The following is a 17,732-nucleotide window of genomic DNA, read 5'->3' as shown; positions in this document are numbered from 1 at the left end:
ATTTTCGTATAATGATACTCATAGTATAATAATCATAATAACAAAGGACTGTTCGTATATATAAAATGAGTCGTTAAGCAAACTGACTCTCAAGAACTGTCATGCTTTTTAGGAGAGGAGTATATTATGCTACAACATCTGTTTCCAAAACTGCGATTTGCACTCGTTGCAGTCGTTTTACTATGGATTAAAACATATATTGTGTACAAGCTAGCATTTGATATTAAAATTGATAATTTCTTTGAAGAATTCATGCTTTTTATCAATCCACTAGCTGCGTTACTTTTATTTTTCGGCTTAGCTTTACTTGCATCTAAGCACCGAAACCGAATTATAATTGGAATCAGTTTTATACTGTCATTTATTTTATTTGGAAACGCAATGTTTTATGGGTTCTATAACGATTTCGTTACTTTCCCGGTTTTATTCCAAACAAACAATATGGCTGATTTAGGGACAAGTATAAAAGAACTCTTTACGTACAAAACATTACTTTTATTTGCAGATGCAATTATTTTAATGTTTATTTCGCGTAAATTCCCATCATTTGGGGACAAAACACCACTTTCCCGCTCAGAGAAGCGAACTTTCTTTAGCGGTGTAACAGCTTTATTAGCACTACAAATTGTTGTATCAGTTATTTATAAACCACAAATGTTCTCACGCTCATTTGACCGTCAAACTGTCGTGAAGAATTTAGGTTTATACACATATCATCTATTTGATATTACGCTTCAATCCAAGTCCTCAGCTGAGCGTGTATTTGCAAGTGGGGATGGGTTTTCTGAAATTAAAAACTATACAGACTCAAAAGACAAACAAGTTGATAAAAACTTATTTGGAGCTGCAAAAGGTAAAAATGTAATTTTAATTTCAATGGAATCTACACAAAGCTTTGTTATTAATAAAAAAATAAATGGAAAAGAAATTACACCATTTTTAAATGAATTTATTAAGGATAGTTTCTATTTCGATAACTTCTATCATCAAACTGGACAAGGTAAAACTTCTGATGCTGAATTTATCGTTGAAAACTCACTTTATCCGCTAGATCGTGGTTCTGTATTCTTTACTCATGCAACAAATGAATACACAGCGACACCAGAACAATTAAAGAAATACGGATATTCTTCTGCCGTCTTCCATTCAAATGATAAAACGTTTTGGAATCGGGATGTAATGTATCCTGCGCTTGGATATGATCGTTACTTTAATTTAAATGATTACGCAGGAACGGAGCAAATGTCTGTCGGTTGGGGATTAAAAGATAAAGAGTTCTTTGAACAATCTATTCCAAAGTTAAAATCTTTACCGCAACCGTTCTATACAAAATTTATTACATTAACAAATCATTTTCCATTTCTTCTAAATCCGGAAGATCAATATGTTGATGAATTCAACTCGGAAAGTGGTGTTGTAAACCGCTACTTCCCAACTGTTCGTTACACAGATGAAGCTCTTAAATTATTTATTAAACAATTAAAAGAAGAAGGATTGTATGATAATTCCGTTATTGTCATCTATGGTGATCATTACGGTATTTCCGAAAACCATAACGCAGCTATGGCACAGTTCCTAGGAAAAGATACTATTACACCATTCGATTCTATGCAATTACAACGAGTCCCTCTTATTATTCATGTGCCTGGCCAAGAAGGAAAAGTTGTTTCTAAAGTATCCGGTCAAATTGATATTAAGCCAACGCTCCTTCATTTACTTGGTATTAAAACAAATAAATCCGTTGAATTTGGAACTGACTTATTTATTAAAGAGAAAGACCCGCTTATGGTAATGCGTGATGGTAGCTTTGTTTCTGAAGAGTATGTTTATACAAAAAATATGTGCTACAAAAGAAGTACGGGTGAAGAAGCTGACATGACGCTATGTCAGCCGTATATTGAAAAAGCAAAAACAGAATTAAAACTCTCCGATAAATTAATTTATGGAGATTTATTACGCTTCGATCCTAATAATCGATATAAAACTGGAACGATGACAACGAAATTTGAATAGTAAAGGAAGCAACTTTATACAAGTTGCTTCCTCTTTTTATTTTCACTTAATTTTCAAACCATCCTTCTATGAAATCTTTCACAAATTGGTAATTTCTTTCGTATGAGGAATAAATTTATGGTATGATAAAATAAGTAAACTTTCATACACTAATTAAGAATTTATTACAGAAAGCAAGGGATCAGATTTTGTATAGAGCAGCTATTCCAAACTTATTTACGCTCGGAAATTTATATAGCGGATTTTTATCAATCGGCTATGCATCTTTAGGATATTATAAATCAGCTGCTATTTTAGTACTTATCGGGATGATGTTAGATAGTCTTGATGGTCGTGTTGCTCGTTTATTACGTGTTGATTCACAAATGGGAAAAGAGCTCGACTCGCTTGCAGATGTCGTAACATTTGGTGCAGCACCAGCTGTTTTAATGTATTACACATCTTTCTCAAACTACGGAATCATCGGATTATACATAGCGGGATTATTCCCTCTTTTCGGAGCATATCGTTTAGCACGATTTAATGTAACACCATCTTCTACTTCAATGAAATATTTCACTGGAGTACCGATTACAGCAGCGGGAGGGCTTGTTGCTTTCTTAACGTTATTTTCACATACCATTCCAAAAATCGTTCTTATTACCGTATTTGTAACGTTCGCATTTTTAATGGTGAGCCGCATTCGTATCCCAAGTTTAAAAGATGTACCAATTCCACGATATAGCATCATTATTACACTATTTTTAGTTGGAATCATTATTACAATGTATCAAACAGGATTTGGAAATTTTTCTGTTTTCTTATTCATTGCCATTCCACTATATATTTTGTACATGTTATCTCAATTCATTAGACAAAGACCGTCTAAAAAAACAAATAAAGAAAAATAAGAAAACCTTCCGAGTCCGGAAGGTTTCTTTTTATTTTGTGACTAATACCTTTTCATTTACAGGTGTTACTGGCTCTTCGCCGTTTAATACAGCTAAAATATTTCTAACAGCCATTTCAGCCATCGCATCACGAGTTTCAAATGTTGCATTCCCTACGTGTGGAGCAAGTACTACATTCTTTAATTCTTTTAACTCTTCTGTAATTTTCGGTTCAAATTCAAACACGTCAAGAGCTGCTCCTTCAATTTCATTCGTTTTTAATGCATGAGCAAGTGCTGCTTCATTCATAATTGGTCCACGTGAAGCATTTACAATATACGCTGTTTTCTTCATCATTTTAAACTGCTCTTCATCAATCATATGATGTAATTTTGGATTATAAGCACAGTTAATTGTAATAAAGTCTGCTGTTTGTAATAATTCTTCCAACGTCACATACGTTGCTCCCAGTTCACTTTCAGCTTCAAGCTTACGATTTGGCCCTGTATATAAAACATCCATTCCAAATGCTTTCGCACGTTTTGCAACAGCCTTCCCGATTTCTCCAAGACCTATAACTCCGATTGTCTTACCATGGACTTCTCGTCCCAAGAAAAATAACGGTGCCCATCCGTTAAATCCGGTCGTACGACATAACGTATCCCCTTCAGGAATTCTACGCGCCGCTGCTAAAAGAAGTGCAAATGTTAATTCTGCAGTCGCTTCCGTTGATACTTTCGGTGTATTCGTAACTGCAATTCCTTTTTCGCCCGCATACGTGTAATCAATATTGTCGTAACCAGCACCATAGTTTGCAACAATCTTTAAATGAGGCGCTGCATCAATAACTTCTTTTGGCACCTTTGTCGAAAGTAAACTTAACAATGCATCTTTATCTTTTACACGCTCTGTTAATTCATCTATAGAAATTAACTCCTCTTTATCGTACATTTCTACATCATGATCTTTTAATAGTTCTAATCCAATTTCCGGAATTTTTCCCGCTACTAATATTTTTGCCACTACTAACACCTCTTCTATAGAAAATAAGATATCTCTTATATTTCATTGTAAGAAATCCACATATAAAAACCAAGGAATTTGATTATAGTTTTAAAAATCGACACTTTTCCATGAAAAAAGAGGAGATGCAACTCTCCCCTTTTCTTACGCTTTTTCCTGCGATTCTTTTCCAAGCTTCACATCAATCGTTCCTTCTGCAACCGTATCGCTAATTTGCTCCTCAATAACCGATTGAGATACAGCATTCGTTTCAGAAGTATAAGCTTGTTGCTGTGCACCTTGTACATTTTGTTTATTTTGTTGTTTCGCCATTTCTTACCCTCCTTTTCATTCTTTCTTATTTTGAACAAAAAGGACGGTTTTCATCAAAAAATTGCGTTTCATTTTGAATTTGTTACTTCTTCTTCAAGCGACCTCATTACTCTTGCTCGCTTCGTAAATGTTGCAACCTGAGTAACACCGTGAGCTCGTAATGTTTGTACATTTTCTTGTACATAATTCCCTAAATCATTTGGATAATGGGCATCCGAAGAAATCGTAATTGGAACACCATACTTAGCTAATACTTGTAAATATAGTGGACTTGGGCACATTTCACGAACAGGATAACGATAGTATAATCCTGCATTTATTTCTGTTGCCGTATTCGTTTCTACTAACGCACAGGCAATTTCCTCATAATAAGAAAGCTGTTCATTCTCATCCAATCGATAATTAAATACCTTTATATTATCAAGATGAGCGATAATATCAAATAACTCGGTACGAATCGCACTCTCAACTGTTTTAAAAAACATATCATATAATGCGCGTAGGTCATGCTTCTCAAAATATTCTTTCGTATCTGGATTATCAAATCCCCAGCCATTTAGAAAATGAACAGAACCAATTATATAATCAAAGTCTCCTAGCGCTAATAATTCTTTTAACTCTCCTTCACAACCAATAAAATAATCCGCTTCAATTCCAAGTTTAAGCGTGACACCTCTTTTACTCCATCGTTCTTTCGCCTCTTCAATAACCTTTGTAAAATCATACAGTGAAACTACCCTTACTTGATCTAACCATTCCTTCTGTATACGACCGAGCTTAGAATCACTAATATCTACATATTTTTCATAATATCCTTTCGCTTCATGAAAACGATATAGATGATCAACAATTCCCACTTCTTTTATACCTTTTCGCACAGCTTCTTCTAAATAGAGGTCCATCCATTCTGTTGTAAATGGCCCTTCCTTCACACGCTTTTGCAAACGCTCTTGTGTTTTCATAAGCCAATCAATAGAATGCCTTTCTTGAAGCGGTTCATAACGTTCCAGCGCTTCATTTATTTTAGAAAGCCATCCTATTGAATACGGTCCTTCTTCTAAGTGAAGATGATAATCTACTTTCATATACATTCCCCCTTATAATGTATCTATTTCCCTTCTATCCCCAACTTTCGAAAGCTTTCCATTTCGTTCTTTCACCTCTCGCATGACATCTTCCAATGTAATATTTTTTTCAGCTAATAAAACGAAACAGTGATAAAATACATCAACCATTTCTTTCACTACTTCTTCTTTATCATTATTTTTACATGCGATAATTACTTCAGCACACTCTTCACCAATTTTCTTTAAAATTTTATCTTCTCCTTTTGAAAATAAATAATTTGTATACGATTCAGGAAGTGGGCTTTCCTTTCGTTCTTCAATTGTTTTATACAGCAACTTAAAGGCATTTTCCATATGTATCCCCCTATATAATTTGATAGTGAAAACATGTCTTCTCTCCCGTATGACAAGCAGGTCCTACTTGTTTCACATTCATAACAATTGAATCTTGATCACAATCTAAATATAAAGATTGCACATATTGAACATTCCCTGATGTTTCCCCCTTATTCCATAACGACTGCCTCGAACGAGAATAAAACCATGTTCTTTTCGTCTCTAACGTTTTTTCATATGCTTCTTCATTCATATAAGCTAGCATTAAAACTTCTTTCGTACCTTCTTCGATGACAATTGCTGGTATTAATCCTTTTGAAAAATTAGGTTTCATAACCGCACCTCAACATTTGCATCTCTTAATTTTCGCTTTACACTCTGCACTGTCGCCTCACCATAATGAAAGATGGATGCCGCTAACGCTGCATCAACTGTTGTCTTTTGAAAAACTTCTATAATATGATCCGTATGACCACAGCCCCCTGATGCGATGACTGGAATGGAAACACTTTTTGAAATTTCTTCTGTTAAACGAAGGTCATATCCGCTTTTCGTTCCGTCTGCATCCATACTCGTTAACAAAATTTCACCTGCCCCAAGTTTAACAACACGCTTCGCCCATTCTATAGCATCCATTCCTGTGTCAACTCTTCCGCCGTTGACATATACGTTCCATTTACCTTCTGCTACTTTTCTAGCATCAATTGCCACGACAATACATTGTGATCCAAAGTGTTCTGCCCCTTCTTCTATTAACTTCGGGTTTCGCACTGCCGCTGAGTTTATTGAAACTTTGTCTGCTCCAGCTCTTAGTAAATTGTACATATCTTTCACACTTGAAATCCCCCCGCCAACCGTAAGAGGAATAAATACTTTAGCTGCTGTTTTTTCTACAACATCTATAATCGTTTTTCTTCCTTCATGAGTCGCTGTAATATCTAAAAATACGATTTCATCTGCCCCTGCCTCGTTATATGCTTCAGCTATTTCAACCGGATGACCGACATCTTGTAATCCTATAAAATTTACACCCTTTACGACTCGCCCTTCTTTCACATCTAGACATGGAATGATTCGTTTCGCTAACATAACTTCGTTACCTGTAACACTTCTTCTAAATCAATCGTTTTCTCGTAAAGCGCCTTTCCAATTATGACACCATATATATTCATATCATTTAACTTTTTCACATCTTGAATAGATGCCACTCCTCCAGAGGCGATGAGACGAATGCCCACACTTTTTTGAAGTATCGCTAATTGTTCAAAATTTGGACCTGCAAGCGTCCCGTCTTTCGAAATGTCTGTAAACACAATCGTTTGAACACCTAAACTTTCCATTTGTTTCGCTAAACTAACGTAAGAAATTTCAGACAGATCAAGCCAACCTCTCGTTGCTACGAAACCATTTTTCGCATCAATTCCAACAATGATTTTCTCTTTATATAGACGAACTGCTTCCTCTAAAAATGACTTATCATAAAGAGCTGCTGTTCCTAAAATCACTTTTTCTACACCTGCTGACAATAACTTCTCCACCGTTACAAGTGAACGAATTCCTCCTCCCACTTGCACAGGAATACGTACCGCCTTGCAGATTTTTTCAATGACGGGCAAATTTAACGACTCGCCAGCAATTGCACCGTCTAAATCAACAATGTGTAGTATTTCCGCTCCAAGCTTTTCAAATATGATCGCCTGCGCTACCGGATCTTCATTCATCACCGTTTCTTTACTAAACTCTCCTTGATAAAGTCTAACGCATCGCCCTTCTTTTAAATCGATAGCTGGGAAGATTTCCATGCTTCTACCACTCCTTGAAAATTTTTTAATATTTGCATGCCTATTTCGCCACTTTTTTCTGGATGAAACTGTGCACCAAATACATTTCCTTTCGCGACAAACCCTGGTATTTGCATTCCATAATCACTTACTCCGCATACAATTTCATCTGGACAATCCGCGTAATATGAGTGAACATAATACACGAAAGAACCATCCACTAATCCATTCCAAAGCGGAAATTCTCTTTCCTTCCTTAATTCATTCCATCCCATATGAGGAATTTTATACGAAACTTTTAACTTACGAATTTCACCTGGTAGTAAACCTAATCCGCTACAATCTTTTAGTTCCTCACTTCGTTCAAATAAAAGTTGCATGCCCAAACATATACCGAGGAGTGGTTTTCCTATGTCACAAACTTCTTTTAGTACACACACTAAATCTCTTTCTTTTAATACTTCCATCGCTTTCGGAAATGCACCTACTCCCGGTAGAATCACGCCATCGCTTCTCAATATCTCTTCTTTATCACTCGTTACAATGTACTCTGCGCCAGTATATTTTAATGCTTGCTCTACACTGCGAATATTCCCCATTCCATAATCTATAATGGCAATCAATTACAACATCCCTTTCGTTGAATTTACACCAGTAATGTTGGCATTTTTTTCGACCGCTTCTCTAAGCGCTCTACCAAAAGCTTTAAATAATGCTTCAATTTTGTGATGTGTATTACTTCCGTATAGAACGCGCGCATGTAATGTAATATTGGCAGCATGTGCAACTGCTCTAAAAAATTCTTCCGTCAATTCTGTATCAAAATCCCCAAGCTTCGGATTTATTAATTCCCCTTGAAATACACAATATGAGCGTCCACTTATATCAATTGCAACAAATCCTAAAGATTCATCCATCGGTACATACGCGGAACCGTAACGATTAATTCCTTCTTTATTTTGCAATGCTTCTTTCAAGCAATTTCCGAGTACAATTCCAACATCTTCAACGGTGTGATGTGCATCGACAAATACATCACCTTCTGCCTCAACTTGCAATCCAAATCTTCCATGTCTAGCAAATAAAGTCAGCATATGATCGAAAAAACCAACCCCCGTTTGAATAGATACACTCGTACTTTCATCAAGCTGCAAACTTAATTTAATTTTTGTTTCTGTCGTCTCACGTGCTTGACTGGACTGACGCATTATTTTTCCTCCTCAAACCTTATTTGGATTGCTCTCGCATGTGCATGTAACCCTTCTTTATTTGCAAGCTCTACAATATGATGCTGTACATTTTTTAATGCTTCCTCTGTATAAGAAATAAAACTTGATTTTTTCACGAAATCATCGACTGATAACGGAGAAAAAAATCTTGCCGTTCCGCTCGTTGGTAATACATGATTCGGTCCCGCCAAATAATCCCCGAGCGCTTCAGGTGCATATGGCCCAAGGAAAATAGAGCCTGCATGTTTCACATAATCTAGAGCATTCATCGGTTCTTTTATATGTAACTCTAAATGTTCTGGAGCAATTTTATTTGATAACTTTAGTGCCTCCTCTAAAGAAGCAACGATAAAGATGGCTCCATTTCTATTTATTGATTCACGTGCAATTTCACTTCTTGGTAACGTTTCTAACTGTCTTTCTACCTCTTTTTCTACTTCTTTAGCTAGTTCCATATTCGTTGTAATACAAATCGCCGTTGCTCTCTCATCATGCTCTGCTTGCGATAATAAATCCGCTGCGATATATTTTGCATTACCTGTTTCATCCGCGACAACTACAATTTCTGATGGACCAGCAATCATATCGATATTTACTATTCCGTATACTTCTCGTTTCGCTAGAGCGACGTACAAATTTCCCGGTCCAACTATTTTATCCACTTTCGGAATCGATTCCGTCCCGTATGCTAACGCAGCAATTGCTTGTGCTCCACCTATCGTATAAATTTCATCTACTCCCGCAAGATCTGCAGCAGCTAATATATGCGGATCAATTCCTCCTTTCCTCGGCGGTGTTACCATTACAATCTTTTTCACACCTGCGAGTTTCGCCGGCAATACATTCATTAATACTGAAGAAGGATATGAGGCTGTCCCACCCGGTACATATACACCTACATTTTCTAACGACCGAATGAGTTGCCCTCTAATTATCCCTTTACTTTCACAATCGAATATTGAGTGCTTCTTTTGCTTTTCGTGATACGAAACAATGTTTTTCTTCGCCTCTTTTAAAGCTTCTAAAAATGAATTCTCTACAAACATACTCGCTTGCTGTATTTCTTCTTCACTTACACGAAAATCTTTCATCTCTACACCATCAAACTTTTTTGTATAGAAAGATAAAGCCTCATCTTTTCCTTCCCTTAAATTTCTAATGATTTCTCTTACACTTCTTTGAACAGTTTCTTCTATTATATTAGCGTTTTCTCTTAGCACTTTTATTTTAGATAATGCCTCCTTAAAATCTTCATAAATGATTTCCACTTTAAATCCTCCTATTTCCCTGATAAGATTTCTTGCTCCATCATATTTACAATACTGAATATTTCGTCTTTTTTAGTTTTTAAAGCTGCCTTATTCACAATCATCCGAGCCGATATAGAGTGCATTTCCTCAAATACAATGAGTCCATTCTCTTGTAATGTTTTTCCTGTTTCAACAATATCTACAATTGCATCCGCCAATCCAAGAAGAGGAGCGATTTCTACAGAACCTTCTATTTTAATAATTTCTACATCCTCTCCCTTATCATGAAAATAAGTAGAAGTAATATGCGGGTATTTCGTAGCAATTCTTTTCTTCCGGTAACTCTTCGGATTATACGTAGGAATAGATGCCACACAAAACTTACAAATCCCCACTCCTAAATCCAGCATTTCATAAATATCTTTCTCGTTTTCCATTAAAATATCTTTTCCAACGATGCCAATATCAGCTACCCCATGTTCTACATAAGTAGCAACATCAACCGCTTTTACTAAAATAAATGAAATATTTGTATTTTTACTTTGAAATACAAGCTTCCGACCTTTATTTTTGAGCTCGGAACAATCAATTCCAATCTGCTCAAAAAGTGGAATGACATGTTTTTCTAATCTTCCTTTCGTTAACGCAATTTGAATGTTACGCATGAAGCCTCTCCTTCTTTCTGGACTACCCATTTCTCATTCCATACATATTCCACTAAGTATTCATTCTTTGCCTCAACGACCGTTCCTATTTTATTTTTTCTTGCGAATTGAAAGGTATCGCTTAAATTAGAGAATAGAGATAACCAAGCATTTTTTCCATCCTTTCGAAGTAAATTTCGTAGCCTTTCTGCTTCCGCTATTGTATTTAACTCATAATGAATCACAATATCAATTTGATTTCGTTCATATGGTTCTTGCTGCTCTTGCAGCGCCTTCACAATTTGATTTACTTGTATCGCGAGTCCAACAGCTGGCAGCATTTCTCCAAAATTGCCAATTAGCTCATCGTATCTTCCGCCACTAACGATTTCTTCTCCAATTTCATATATATATCCTTTGAAAATAACACCCGTATAGTAATCTAAGTGTTGAATCATGCCCAAATCAATTGATATGTAAGAACCATATCCTAACGTTTCAATTGTTTCATACATTTCTTTTATTCTTGCAATTGCCATTTTCATTTCATTACTTGAAGCAAGCTTTTCTGCCTCCTCAATAACTTCTAAATTTCCAAATAGCCTTGGCAATTTCTCAAGTAACCTTACTGTCTCATCGCATCGATCTAATTTCTTTTCTCCGATAAAATTTGAGAGGGCAGCATAATTTTTACTTTCTATATATGTTCTAAGTACCCTTTCTTCTTCATCATGGATGGAGAGTTTTTTTACAATACATTTATATAACTGTACTTGCCCAATCTCAATTGTAAAAGATTGCACCTTCAACTTTTGAAGTGCTTGAATGACACTTATTACACATTCAATTTCAGCTCTTACATTATCAATCCCGATAACTTCAATACCACTTTGTACGATTTCATTATATTTTCCAGAATGGGATTCATTCGCTCGAAATACATTCCCGCTATACGTCACTTTAAGTGGCGTATCCCGTCTCTGTGTTCCAATCACTCTCGCTAAAGGAATTGTCATATCTGGACGTAAAACGATAATCCTTCCCTTTTCATCAAAAAATTTATACATCTTCTCTTCATCTATCGGTCTATTTTGAAATGCAAAAACATCATAAAATTCAATTGTAGGTGTTCTTATTTCCTCATAACCTCTCTCTAAAAAAGTAAGTCTTAGTTTTTGTTCTACTTCTTCAATTAACGTACATTCTTCGAATAAATAATCTCTCGTTCCATTCGGGTTTGCTCGTTTCCATTTTGTCATCTAAATTTTCACACCTTTCCCCTTCTAATGTATGCCTATTTCATTCCCCTAAGCCGAAAATAAAAAGAGCCTTGTAGACAAAATACCTACAAGGCTCTTCAGTAGAGTGTAGGTACAACGGGAATAACCCTTGTACCTACACGTTTTCACGCTAGGTTCAAGGGTTTCATGTATGATGATGTAGTTGTGTAAGCATTGTAATAGATTGCACGATATTCATAATACTTACTCCCTTTCTCCTCTGATTTTCACATAGTATATAACAGTTAATTTTGAATGTAAATACATTTTTAATATTCCGTCATTTTTTTAATGTAAAGCCACTTTTCTTTCATACTCTTTTATTTCTTGTTCATATTGCATTGTAATACTAATTTCATCTAAACCATTTAATAACTTCTCTTTCCACATTTTCTCGATTGTAAAATGGAATCTATGCGTATTCGTTGTCATTATTTCATTTTCTAAATCAACTGTAATTTGTTCCCCCGCATCTGTTTTAGCAAGTTGTTCACGCATATCTTTATCCATTACAATCGGTAACATGCCATTTTTCATACAATTCATATAAAAGATATCGGCAAACCCTCCAGCGATAATAACGCGGAAACCATAATCAGCAAGTGCCCATGGAGCATGTTCTCTAGATGAGCCACATCCAAAATTATCACCTGTAATTAATATGCTGGCTCCTTTTCTTTCTTGTGCATTAAGCGGGAAATTAGGGTTTTCTTGGCGATTATTATCATATCGCCATTCATCAAATAAAAACTTCCCAAACCCAGTTCTTTCAATTCTCTTTAAATATTGCTTCGGAATAATTTGATCTGTATCAATGTTATCATTCATCAGTACTGCGGCCGTACCTTTATGAATACGAAATGGCTCCATCATAACTCTCCTTTCTAATATCAACAAAATGACCATATAACGCAGCCGCTGCCGCCATTGCCGGGCTAACTAAATGCGTTCGTGCTCCCTTTCCTTGTCTTCCTTCAAAATTGCGATTTGACGTAGAGGCACAATGTTCCCCTTCAGGCACTTGATCTGGATTCATACCTAGACACATTGAGCATCCGGGCTCTCTCCATTCAAATCCAGCTTCTTCAAATATGCGATGTAACCCTTTATGCATCGCTGCTTCTCTTACCCTTTGAGATCCAGGTACAACAAGTGCTCGCACACCTTCTTTTACTTTTTTACCTTTCACGACAGATGCAGCAATTTCTAAGTCAGAAAGCCTGGAATTTGTACAAGATCCAATGAAAACATGTTGAACTGGAATGTCATACGTACTTTGTCCGGGACTCAATCCCATATAAGAAAACGCTCTTTCGTCATTTGCATCATGCTTTTCTGGCAATTTCTCATCAATCCGAACGCCCATACTAGGATTTGTTCCCCACGTAACGTACGGCGCTAAATCCGTAACATCTACTAGAATATGTAAATCATAAACTGCATCTAAATCTGTATAAAGTTCTGACCATTTTTTCTTAATAGATTCATAGTCTTTCGGTGCATATTTACGCCCTTTTACGTAAGTAACCGTTTTTTCATCTGGTGCAATAATGCCAGCCTTTGCTCCCCCTTCAATTGCCATATTGCAAAGCGTCATCCTCTCTTCCATATCCATAGCATGAATGGCCTCTCCGTAAAATTCCATTACGTAACCTGTTCCAACTGCTACTCCGTACTTTGAAAGAAGGTGTAAAATAATATCTTTCGCATAAACACCTTGCGGTAACTTTCCTTTTAACTCAATGCCCATCGCTTTCGGCTTTCGTTGCCATAACGTTTGCGTTGCCAATACATGTTCCACTTCACTCGTACCAATACCAAACGCTAGTGCGCCAAAAGCACCGTGTGTTGCTGTATGACTATCACCACAAACAATCGTTTTTCCTGGCTGCGTAAGCCCAAGTTCTGGTCCTATTACATGAACGATCCCTTGCTCTTCATCTCCGATATCCGCTAATGGCACCTGAAATTGTTTACAGTTTTCCCGAAGTGTATCTAGTTGCTGCTTCGCAATGCGGTCGGTAATATTCCAAACATCTTTCGTTGGAATATTATGATCCATCGTTGCAAATGTTAAATCTGGTCTGCGGACTGTTCGATTTGTAAGCCGCAAGCCTTCAAAGGCTTGCGGTGACGTTACTTCATGAACAAGATGTAGATCGATATATAATAAATCCAATCCATTTTCATTAGTCGCAACTACATGTCTTTCCCAAAGCTTATCTAGTAACCTTTTCCCCATTATCTTCCTCTCCCTACTAACGCTTGCTCTTCCATTTCTTGAATAACTGCCTTTGTAAATGAAGTTGTCGTTTCAGTCCCCCCGATATCTGCTGTACATTTTCCTGATTTAAGGACTGCAGAAACTGCTTCTTCAATTGCATATCCTTCTCTCGTTAATCCGAACGATTGCCCAAGCATCATTGCAACAGAACGCATCATCGCAATTGGATTCGCCTTATTTTTCCCCGCAATATCCGGTGCTGATCCGTGAATAGGCTCGTATAATGAAGGTCCCTTTTCAGCGTGACTTGCTGATGGAAGCATTCCTAATGATCCAGCTAATACTGAAGCCTCATCACTTAAAATATCACCAAATAAATTTTCCGTTACAATAACGTCAAATCTTCCTGGATTCCGAATTAATTCCATAGCTGCTGCATCTACTAAAATGTGTTCTACTTCCACATTTGGGTAGCGAATTGCTACTTCTTCTGTCACAGTTCTCCATAATTTACTAGACTCTAAAACATTCGCTTTATCAATAGATGTTACTTTTTTCTTCCGCTTATTCGCTAATTGAAAAGCATACGAAACGATACGTTCAATTTCATGGCGATGATACGTAAGTGTATCTGTCGCCACTTCTTCCGTTCGCTCTTTCGGATAAGAAAAATAAATTCCGCCTGTTAATTCACGAACGACAACGAAATCAATTTCATCAGCGTTTTTTAATGGTGATAAATGTGCAGTTGCACTTTCTACCGTTACAGGGCGAACATTCGCAAATACACCGAGTCCTTTTCTTAATGCTAATAATCCTTTCTCAGGCCTTTCTTTCGCACTATCCCACCTTGGTCCACCTACTGCTCCAAGTAAAACCGCATCACTCGCTAAACAGGCGGCAAGTGTTCGCTGTGGTAATGGTTGCCCAGTTAAATCGATAGCAACACCACCAAAGTACTCATCTTGCAAATGAAAATGATGTCCATATAGCCTTTCTACCATATGCAATACTTCCTTCGCACTTTCCATTACTTCTGGACCAACACCATCACCAGCTAAACAAACGATACGTTTTTCCATTTTTAACACTCCTTTTAACCGAATTTTCAGAACTTTAATTTGATAGGTGAGGAAAGCTTCTCTCACCTATCAAATATTTATTTCACAAGCGCTATAAGAGATTTTAATTTCCCTGCTGCATGGACATATGCTCTTGCCGACGCTTCCAATACATCTTGCGCAACACCAAAACCTGATACTTGATGCGTTCCTTCTTTTAATTCAACATGAACATGAGCCAGTGCGTCTTGACCTTGTGTAATAGATTGTATGCGATAATCCACCAATTCACATTCTAATCCTAAAATTCTTTGGATTGCATTATAGATCGCCTCAATACTACCAGAACCAGTGGCTGCATCTTCGTATGCATTTCCTTCTTCGTCTTTTAGTACAACTGTCGCGCATTGTGTACTATTTGATACGAAATGAACTTGTAGTTGCGTAATGTTATATTGCTGAGCTGCAAATGCTGCTTCACCAAGCATAAGCGCACGTAAATCTTCCTCAGTAATTTCCTTCTTACGATCAGCTAATTTTTTGAACGCTTCAAACACCGCATCTCGTTCTTCCTTTGTAAATTCATAGCCAAGCTCTTTCATTTTTTCTGTAAACGCGTGACGTCCAGAATGTTTTCCAAGTACGAATAGATTTTGAGATTCGCCTATTAGCGCTGGTTCAATAATTTCATATGTTGTCACTTCTTTTAAAACACCATCTTGATGAATTCCGGATTCATGAGCAAAAGCATTCGCTCCAACGATCGCTTTATTTTTCGGTACAACCATACCTGTTAATCTGCTTACTAATGTACTCGTCGTTTTAATTTCTTTTAGCATCATAGAAGACTCCGCCTTATAGAAATCTTTTCTAATATGAAGAGCAACTGCGACCTCTTCTAGCGCCGCATTACCTGCTCTTTCTCCAATTCCATTAATTGTTCCTTCTACTTGCAACGCTCCGCCTTCAACCGCAGCTAATGAATTTGCTACTGCCATCCCAAGATCATCATGACAATGACAAGAGAAAATTGCTTTTTCATATGAAGGAACGGATTCTTGTAAGTATTTAAAAAGAGAATAATACTCTTCCGGATTCGTATATCCAACTGTATCCGGAATATTAATTACATTCGCTCCTGCTCGAATCGCAATTTCTACTGCTTCAGCTAAAAATGCTCTCGATGTTCTTGTCGCATCTTCTGCAGAAAATTGTACTGTCGGAAATAATGATTTTCCAAGCGTAACCGAGCGATGAATACTATTTAACACATCTTCTTTTGACATACAAAGTTTATATTTCATATGAATATCACTCGTAGCTAGAAATACGTGTAGACGAGGGGATACAGCACCTTTCACAGCTTCATATGCTCTTCGAATGTCACTTTCTTTCGCTCTAGCTAAACTCATAACCGTAGCATTTTGAATTGTATTCGCAATACGTTTTACCGATTGGAAGTCGCCTTCGGAAGCTGCCGCGAATCCAGCTTCCATTACATGAATACCAAGCCTCTCTAATTGCCTAGCAATTTGTAATTTCTCTTGTTCATTTAAATTTACTCCTGGTGATTGTTCGCCATCACGAAGCGTTGTATCCATGAACAAAACCTGCTTCATATTATTTAACCCCTACCTTTACTCGCGGCTGTACGAAAGGCATCATTTCACGTAATTTACGTCCAACTACTTCGATTTCATGTTTATTCTCTTTCTCATTTGTCGCATGGAAATTTGGTCTTCCTGCTTTATGTTCTGCAATCCATCCTCTTGCAAATGTACCATCTTGAATTTCTGCTAATACTGCCCCCATCGCTTTCTTCGTATCTTCAGTAACAACGCGTGGTCCTGATACGAAGTCTCCCCACTGCGCTGTATCAGAAACTGAATATCTCATATTTTCAAGTCCACCTTCGTACATAAGGTCAACGATTAGCTTCAGTTCATGTAAACATTCAAAATATGCAAGTTCAGGCTGATATCCCGCATCAACTAACGTTTCAAACCCAGCTTTTACTAGCGCAGTTACTCCGCCGCAAAGCACAGCTTGCTCTCCAAATAAATCTGTTTCTGTTTCTTCTTTAAATGTCGTTTCTAATACACCAGCTCTCGTCGCTCCAATCCCATCAGCATAAGAAAGTGCCTTTTCAGTCGCAACTCCTGCTGCATCTTGGTATACTGCAAATAATGCAGGAACAGCTCCGCCCTCGACGAACGTACGGCGTACGAGATGCCCCGGTCCTTTTGGGGCTACTAGAAATACATCTACATTAGCTGGTGGTTTTACTTGACCAAAGTGAACATTAAATCCATGTGCGAACACGAGAGAGTTTCCAGCCTGTAAATTTGGTGCAATTTCAGCTTCATATACTTCTGGTTGTAATTCATCAGGCAGTAGAATCATTACTACATCAGCTTTTTCCGCTGCTTCTGCTACTGTATATACAGAAAATCCATCTTCATTCGCTTTATCCCAAGACTTACCTTTTCTTAAACCTACTACTACATCAAATCCGTTATCACGTAAGTTTTGCGCATGCGCATGACCTTGCGAACCATATCCAATGATTGCTACTTTCTTTTCTTTTAATACATTTACCGTTACATCTTTCTCATAATAAACTTTTGTCATTTTCATTTCCCC

19 protein-coding genes are annotated in these 17,732 nt (G+C 37.0%); 2 read left to right on the top strand and 17 right to left on the bottom strand.

Annotated elements, in window-relative coordinates; all coding sequences use genetic code 11:
• The first annotated feature begins 126 nt into the window (after window positions 1–126).
• Window positions 127–2,013, top strand: coding sequence for an LTA synthase family protein (locus tag MKY21_RS07195; protein WP_000939082.1), 1,887 nt, complete (start codon window positions 127–129; stop codon window positions 2,011–2,013).
• Window positions 2,014–2,201: 188 nt separating this feature from the next.
• Window positions 2,202–2,903 carry a CDP-diacylglycerol--serine O-phosphatidyltransferase gene (pssA, locus tag MKY21_RS07190; protein WP_000285418.1) on the top strand — a complete coding sequence of 234 codons (702 nt, stop codon included), beginning with the start codon at window positions 2,202–2,204 and terminating at the stop codon, window positions 2,901–2,903.
• 30 nt (window positions 2,904–2,933) lie between these two features.
• Here the strand turns inward: pssA and MKY21_RS07185 are convergent, their stop codons facing one another.
• The 17 genes from MKY21_RS07185 to ilvC form a co-directional block, all read right to left on the bottom strand.
• A complete protein-coding gene (locus MKY21_RS07185; protein ID WP_001062840.1) occupies window positions 2,934–3,905 on the bottom strand; it encodes a 2-hydroxyacid dehydrogenase family protein in 972 nt (323 codons plus the stop codon).
• A gap of 144 nt (window positions 3,906–4,049) precedes the next feature.
• On the bottom strand, window positions 4,050–4,217 hold the full coding sequence (locus MKY21_RS07180; RefSeq protein ID WP_001118882.1) for a YozQ family protein: 168 nt from the start codon (window positions 4,215–4,217) through the stop codon (window positions 4,050–4,052).
• Between the two features lie 68 nt (window positions 4,218–4,285).
• Window positions 4,286–5,302, bottom strand: a complete 1,017-nt coding sequence (locus tag MKY21_RS07175; RefSeq protein ID WP_000861856.1) for a histidinol phosphate phosphatase domain-containing protein — start codon at window positions 5,300–5,302, stop codon at window positions 4,286–4,288.
• A gap of 12 nt (window positions 5,303–5,314) precedes the next feature.
• Window positions 5,315–5,638 (bottom strand): phosphoribosyl-ATP diphosphatase, encoded by a 324-nt coding sequence (gene hisE, locus MKY21_RS07170; RefSeq protein WP_000426356.1) that lies wholly within the window; start codon window positions 5,636–5,638, stop codon window positions 5,315–5,317.
• A 10-nt stretch (window positions 5,639–5,648) separates the two neighbouring features.
• A complete protein-coding gene (gene hisI, locus MKY21_RS07165; protein ID WP_000803963.1) occupies window positions 5,649–5,954 on the bottom strand; it encodes a phosphoribosyl-AMP cyclohydrolase in 306 nt (101 codons plus the stop codon).
• Window positions 5,951–6,709 (bottom strand): imidazoleglycerol phosphate synthase cyclase subunit, encoded by a 759-nt coding sequence (gene hisF / locus MKY21_RS07160; RefSeq protein WP_000880115.1) that lies wholly within the window; start codon window positions 6,707–6,709, stop codon window positions 5,951–5,953. The genes hisI and hisF overlap by 4 nt, the downstream gene beginning before the upstream one ends.
• Window positions 6,703–7,422 (bottom strand): 1-(5-phosphoribosyl)-5-[(5-phosphoribosylamino)methylideneamino]imidazole-4-carboxamide isomerase, encoded by a 720-nt coding sequence (gene hisA / locus MKY21_RS07155; RefSeq protein ID WP_000402298.1) that lies wholly within the window; start codon window positions 7,420–7,422, stop codon window positions 6,703–6,705. The genes hisF and hisA overlap by 7 nt, the downstream gene beginning before the upstream one ends.
• Window positions 7,395–8,024, bottom strand: a complete 630-nt coding sequence (gene hisH / locus MKY21_RS07150; RefSeq protein WP_000560362.1) for an imidazole glycerol phosphate synthase subunit HisH — start codon at window positions 8,022–8,024, stop codon at window positions 7,395–7,397. Before hisH ends, hisA begins: the two co-directional genes overlap by 28 nt.
• Window positions 8,025–8,609: an imidazoleglycerol-phosphate dehydratase HisB gene (gene hisB / locus MKY21_RS07145; protein ID WP_001249950.1), complete on the bottom strand. Its 585-nt coding sequence runs from the start codon at window positions 8,607–8,609 to the stop codon at window positions 8,025–8,027. It abuts the gene before it with no gap.
• Entirely contained in the window at window positions 8,609–9,898 is a 1,290-nt protein-coding gene (gene hisD, locus MKY21_RS07140; protein WP_341075804.1) for a histidinol dehydrogenase, read from the bottom strand. The genes hisB and hisD overlap by 1 nt, the downstream gene beginning before the upstream one ends.
• Window positions 9,899–9,909: 11 nt before the next feature.
• Complete coding sequence (gene hisG, locus MKY21_RS07135) at window positions 9,910–10,545, bottom strand: ATP phosphoribosyltransferase (RefSeq protein WP_001244486.1); 636 nt, start codon at window positions 10,543–10,545, stop codon at window positions 9,910–9,912.
• Window positions 10,521–11,783: an ATP phosphoribosyltransferase regulatory subunit gene (locus MKY21_RS07130; protein ID WP_341075800.1), complete on the bottom strand. Its 1,263-nt coding sequence runs from the start codon at window positions 11,781–11,783 to the stop codon at window positions 10,521–10,523. The genes hisG and MKY21_RS07130 overlap by 25 nt, the downstream gene beginning before the upstream one ends.
• A gap of 309 nt (window positions 11,784–12,092) precedes the next feature.
• The gene (gene leuD / locus MKY21_RS07125) at window positions 12,093–12,674 is read right to left on the bottom strand and encodes a 3-isopropylmalate dehydratase small subunit (RefSeq protein WP_000433183.1); all 582 of its coding nucleotides are present in this window, start codon (window positions 12,672–12,674) and stop codon (window positions 12,093–12,095) included.
• Window positions 12,652–14,046, bottom strand: a complete 1,395-nt coding sequence (gene leuC / locus MKY21_RS07120) for a 3-isopropylmalate dehydratase large subunit (protein WP_000518104.1) — start codon at window positions 14,044–14,046, stop codon at window positions 12,652–12,654. Before leuC ends, leuD begins: the two co-directional genes overlap by 23 nt.
• Complete coding sequence (gene leuB, locus MKY21_RS07115; RefSeq protein WP_000415380.1) at window positions 14,046–15,110, bottom strand: 3-isopropylmalate dehydrogenase; 1,065 nt, start codon at window positions 15,108–15,110, stop codon at window positions 14,046–14,048. The genes leuC and leuB overlap by 1 nt, the downstream gene beginning before the upstream one ends.
• Before the next feature lie 77 nt (window positions 15,111–15,187).
• Window positions 15,188–16,708, bottom strand: a complete 1,521-nt coding sequence (gene leuA / locus MKY21_RS07110) for a 2-isopropylmalate synthase (RefSeq protein WP_000815754.1) — start codon at window positions 16,706–16,708, stop codon at window positions 15,188–15,190.
• Window position 16,709: 1 nt separating this feature from the next.
• Entirely contained in the window at window positions 16,710–17,726 is a 1,017-nt protein-coding gene (gene ilvC, locus MKY21_RS07105) for a ketol-acid reductoisomerase (RefSeq protein ID WP_001999424.1), read from the bottom strand.
• Window positions 17,727–17,732 lie beyond the last annotated feature (6 nt).

Origin of the sequence: Bacillus sp. FSL R9-9497 (assembly GCF_038005805.1) — a bacterium.
GTDB lineage: Bacteria > Bacillota > Bacilli > Bacillales > Bacillaceae_G > Bacillus_A > Bacillus_A cereus.
This window is presented reverse-complemented; position numbering and strand designations above follow the sequence as displayed.

Coding starts and splice junctions, on each gene's coding strand:
- hisF (WP_000880115.1), bottom strand. CDS start 6,709: ATGTTAGCGAAACGAATCATTCCATGTCTAGATGTGAAAGAAGGGCGA.
- leuA (WP_000815754.1), bottom strand. CDS start 16,708: ATGAAGCAGGTTTTGTTCATGGATACAACGCTTCGTGATGGCGAACAA.
- ilvC (WP_001999424.1), bottom strand. CDS start 17,726: ATGAAAATGACAAAAGTTTATTATGAGAAAGATGTAACGGTAAATGTA.
- hisA (WP_000402298.1), bottom strand. CDS start 7,422: ATGGAAATCTTCCCAGCTATCGATTTAAAAGAAGGGCGATGCGTTAGA.
- hisG (WP_001244486.1), bottom strand. CDS start 10,545: ATGCGTAACATTCAAATTGCGTTAACGAAAGGAAGATTAGAAAAACAT.
- MKY21_RS07180 (WP_001118882.1), bottom strand. CDS start 4,217: ATGGCGAAACAACAAAATAAACAAAATGTACAAGGTGCACAGCAACAA.
- leuB (WP_000415380.1), bottom strand. CDS start 15,110: ATGGAAAAACGTATCGTTTGTTTAGCTGGTGATGGTGTTGGTCCAGAA.
- MKY21_RS07130 (WP_341075800.1), bottom strand. CDS start 11,783: ATGACAAAATGGAAACGAGCAAACCCGAATGGAACGAGAGATTATTTA.
- leuD (WP_000433183.1), bottom strand. CDS start 12,674: ATGGAGCCATTTCGTATTCATAAAGGTACGGCCGCAGTACTGATGAAT.
- hisB (WP_001249950.1), bottom strand. CDS start 8,609: ATGCGTCAGTCCAGTCAAGCACGTGAGACGACAGAAACAAAAATTAAA.
- MKY21_RS07195 (WP_000939082.1), top strand. CDS start 127: ATGCTACAACATCTGTTTCCAAAACTGCGATTTGCACTCGTTGCAGTC.
- leuC (WP_000518104.1), bottom strand. CDS start 14,046: ATGGGGAAAAGGTTACTAGATAAGCTTTGGGAAAGACATGTAGTTGCG.
- hisI (WP_000803963.1), bottom strand. CDS start 5,954: ATGAAACCTAATTTTTCAAAAGGATTAATACCAGCAATTGTCATCGAA.
- MKY21_RS07175 (WP_000861856.1), bottom strand. CDS start 5,302: ATGAAAGTAGATTATCATCTTCACTTAGAAGAAGGACCGTATTCAATA.
- hisE (WP_000426356.1), bottom strand. CDS start 5,638: ATGGAAAATGCCTTTAAGTTGCTGTATAAAACAATTGAAGAACGAAAG.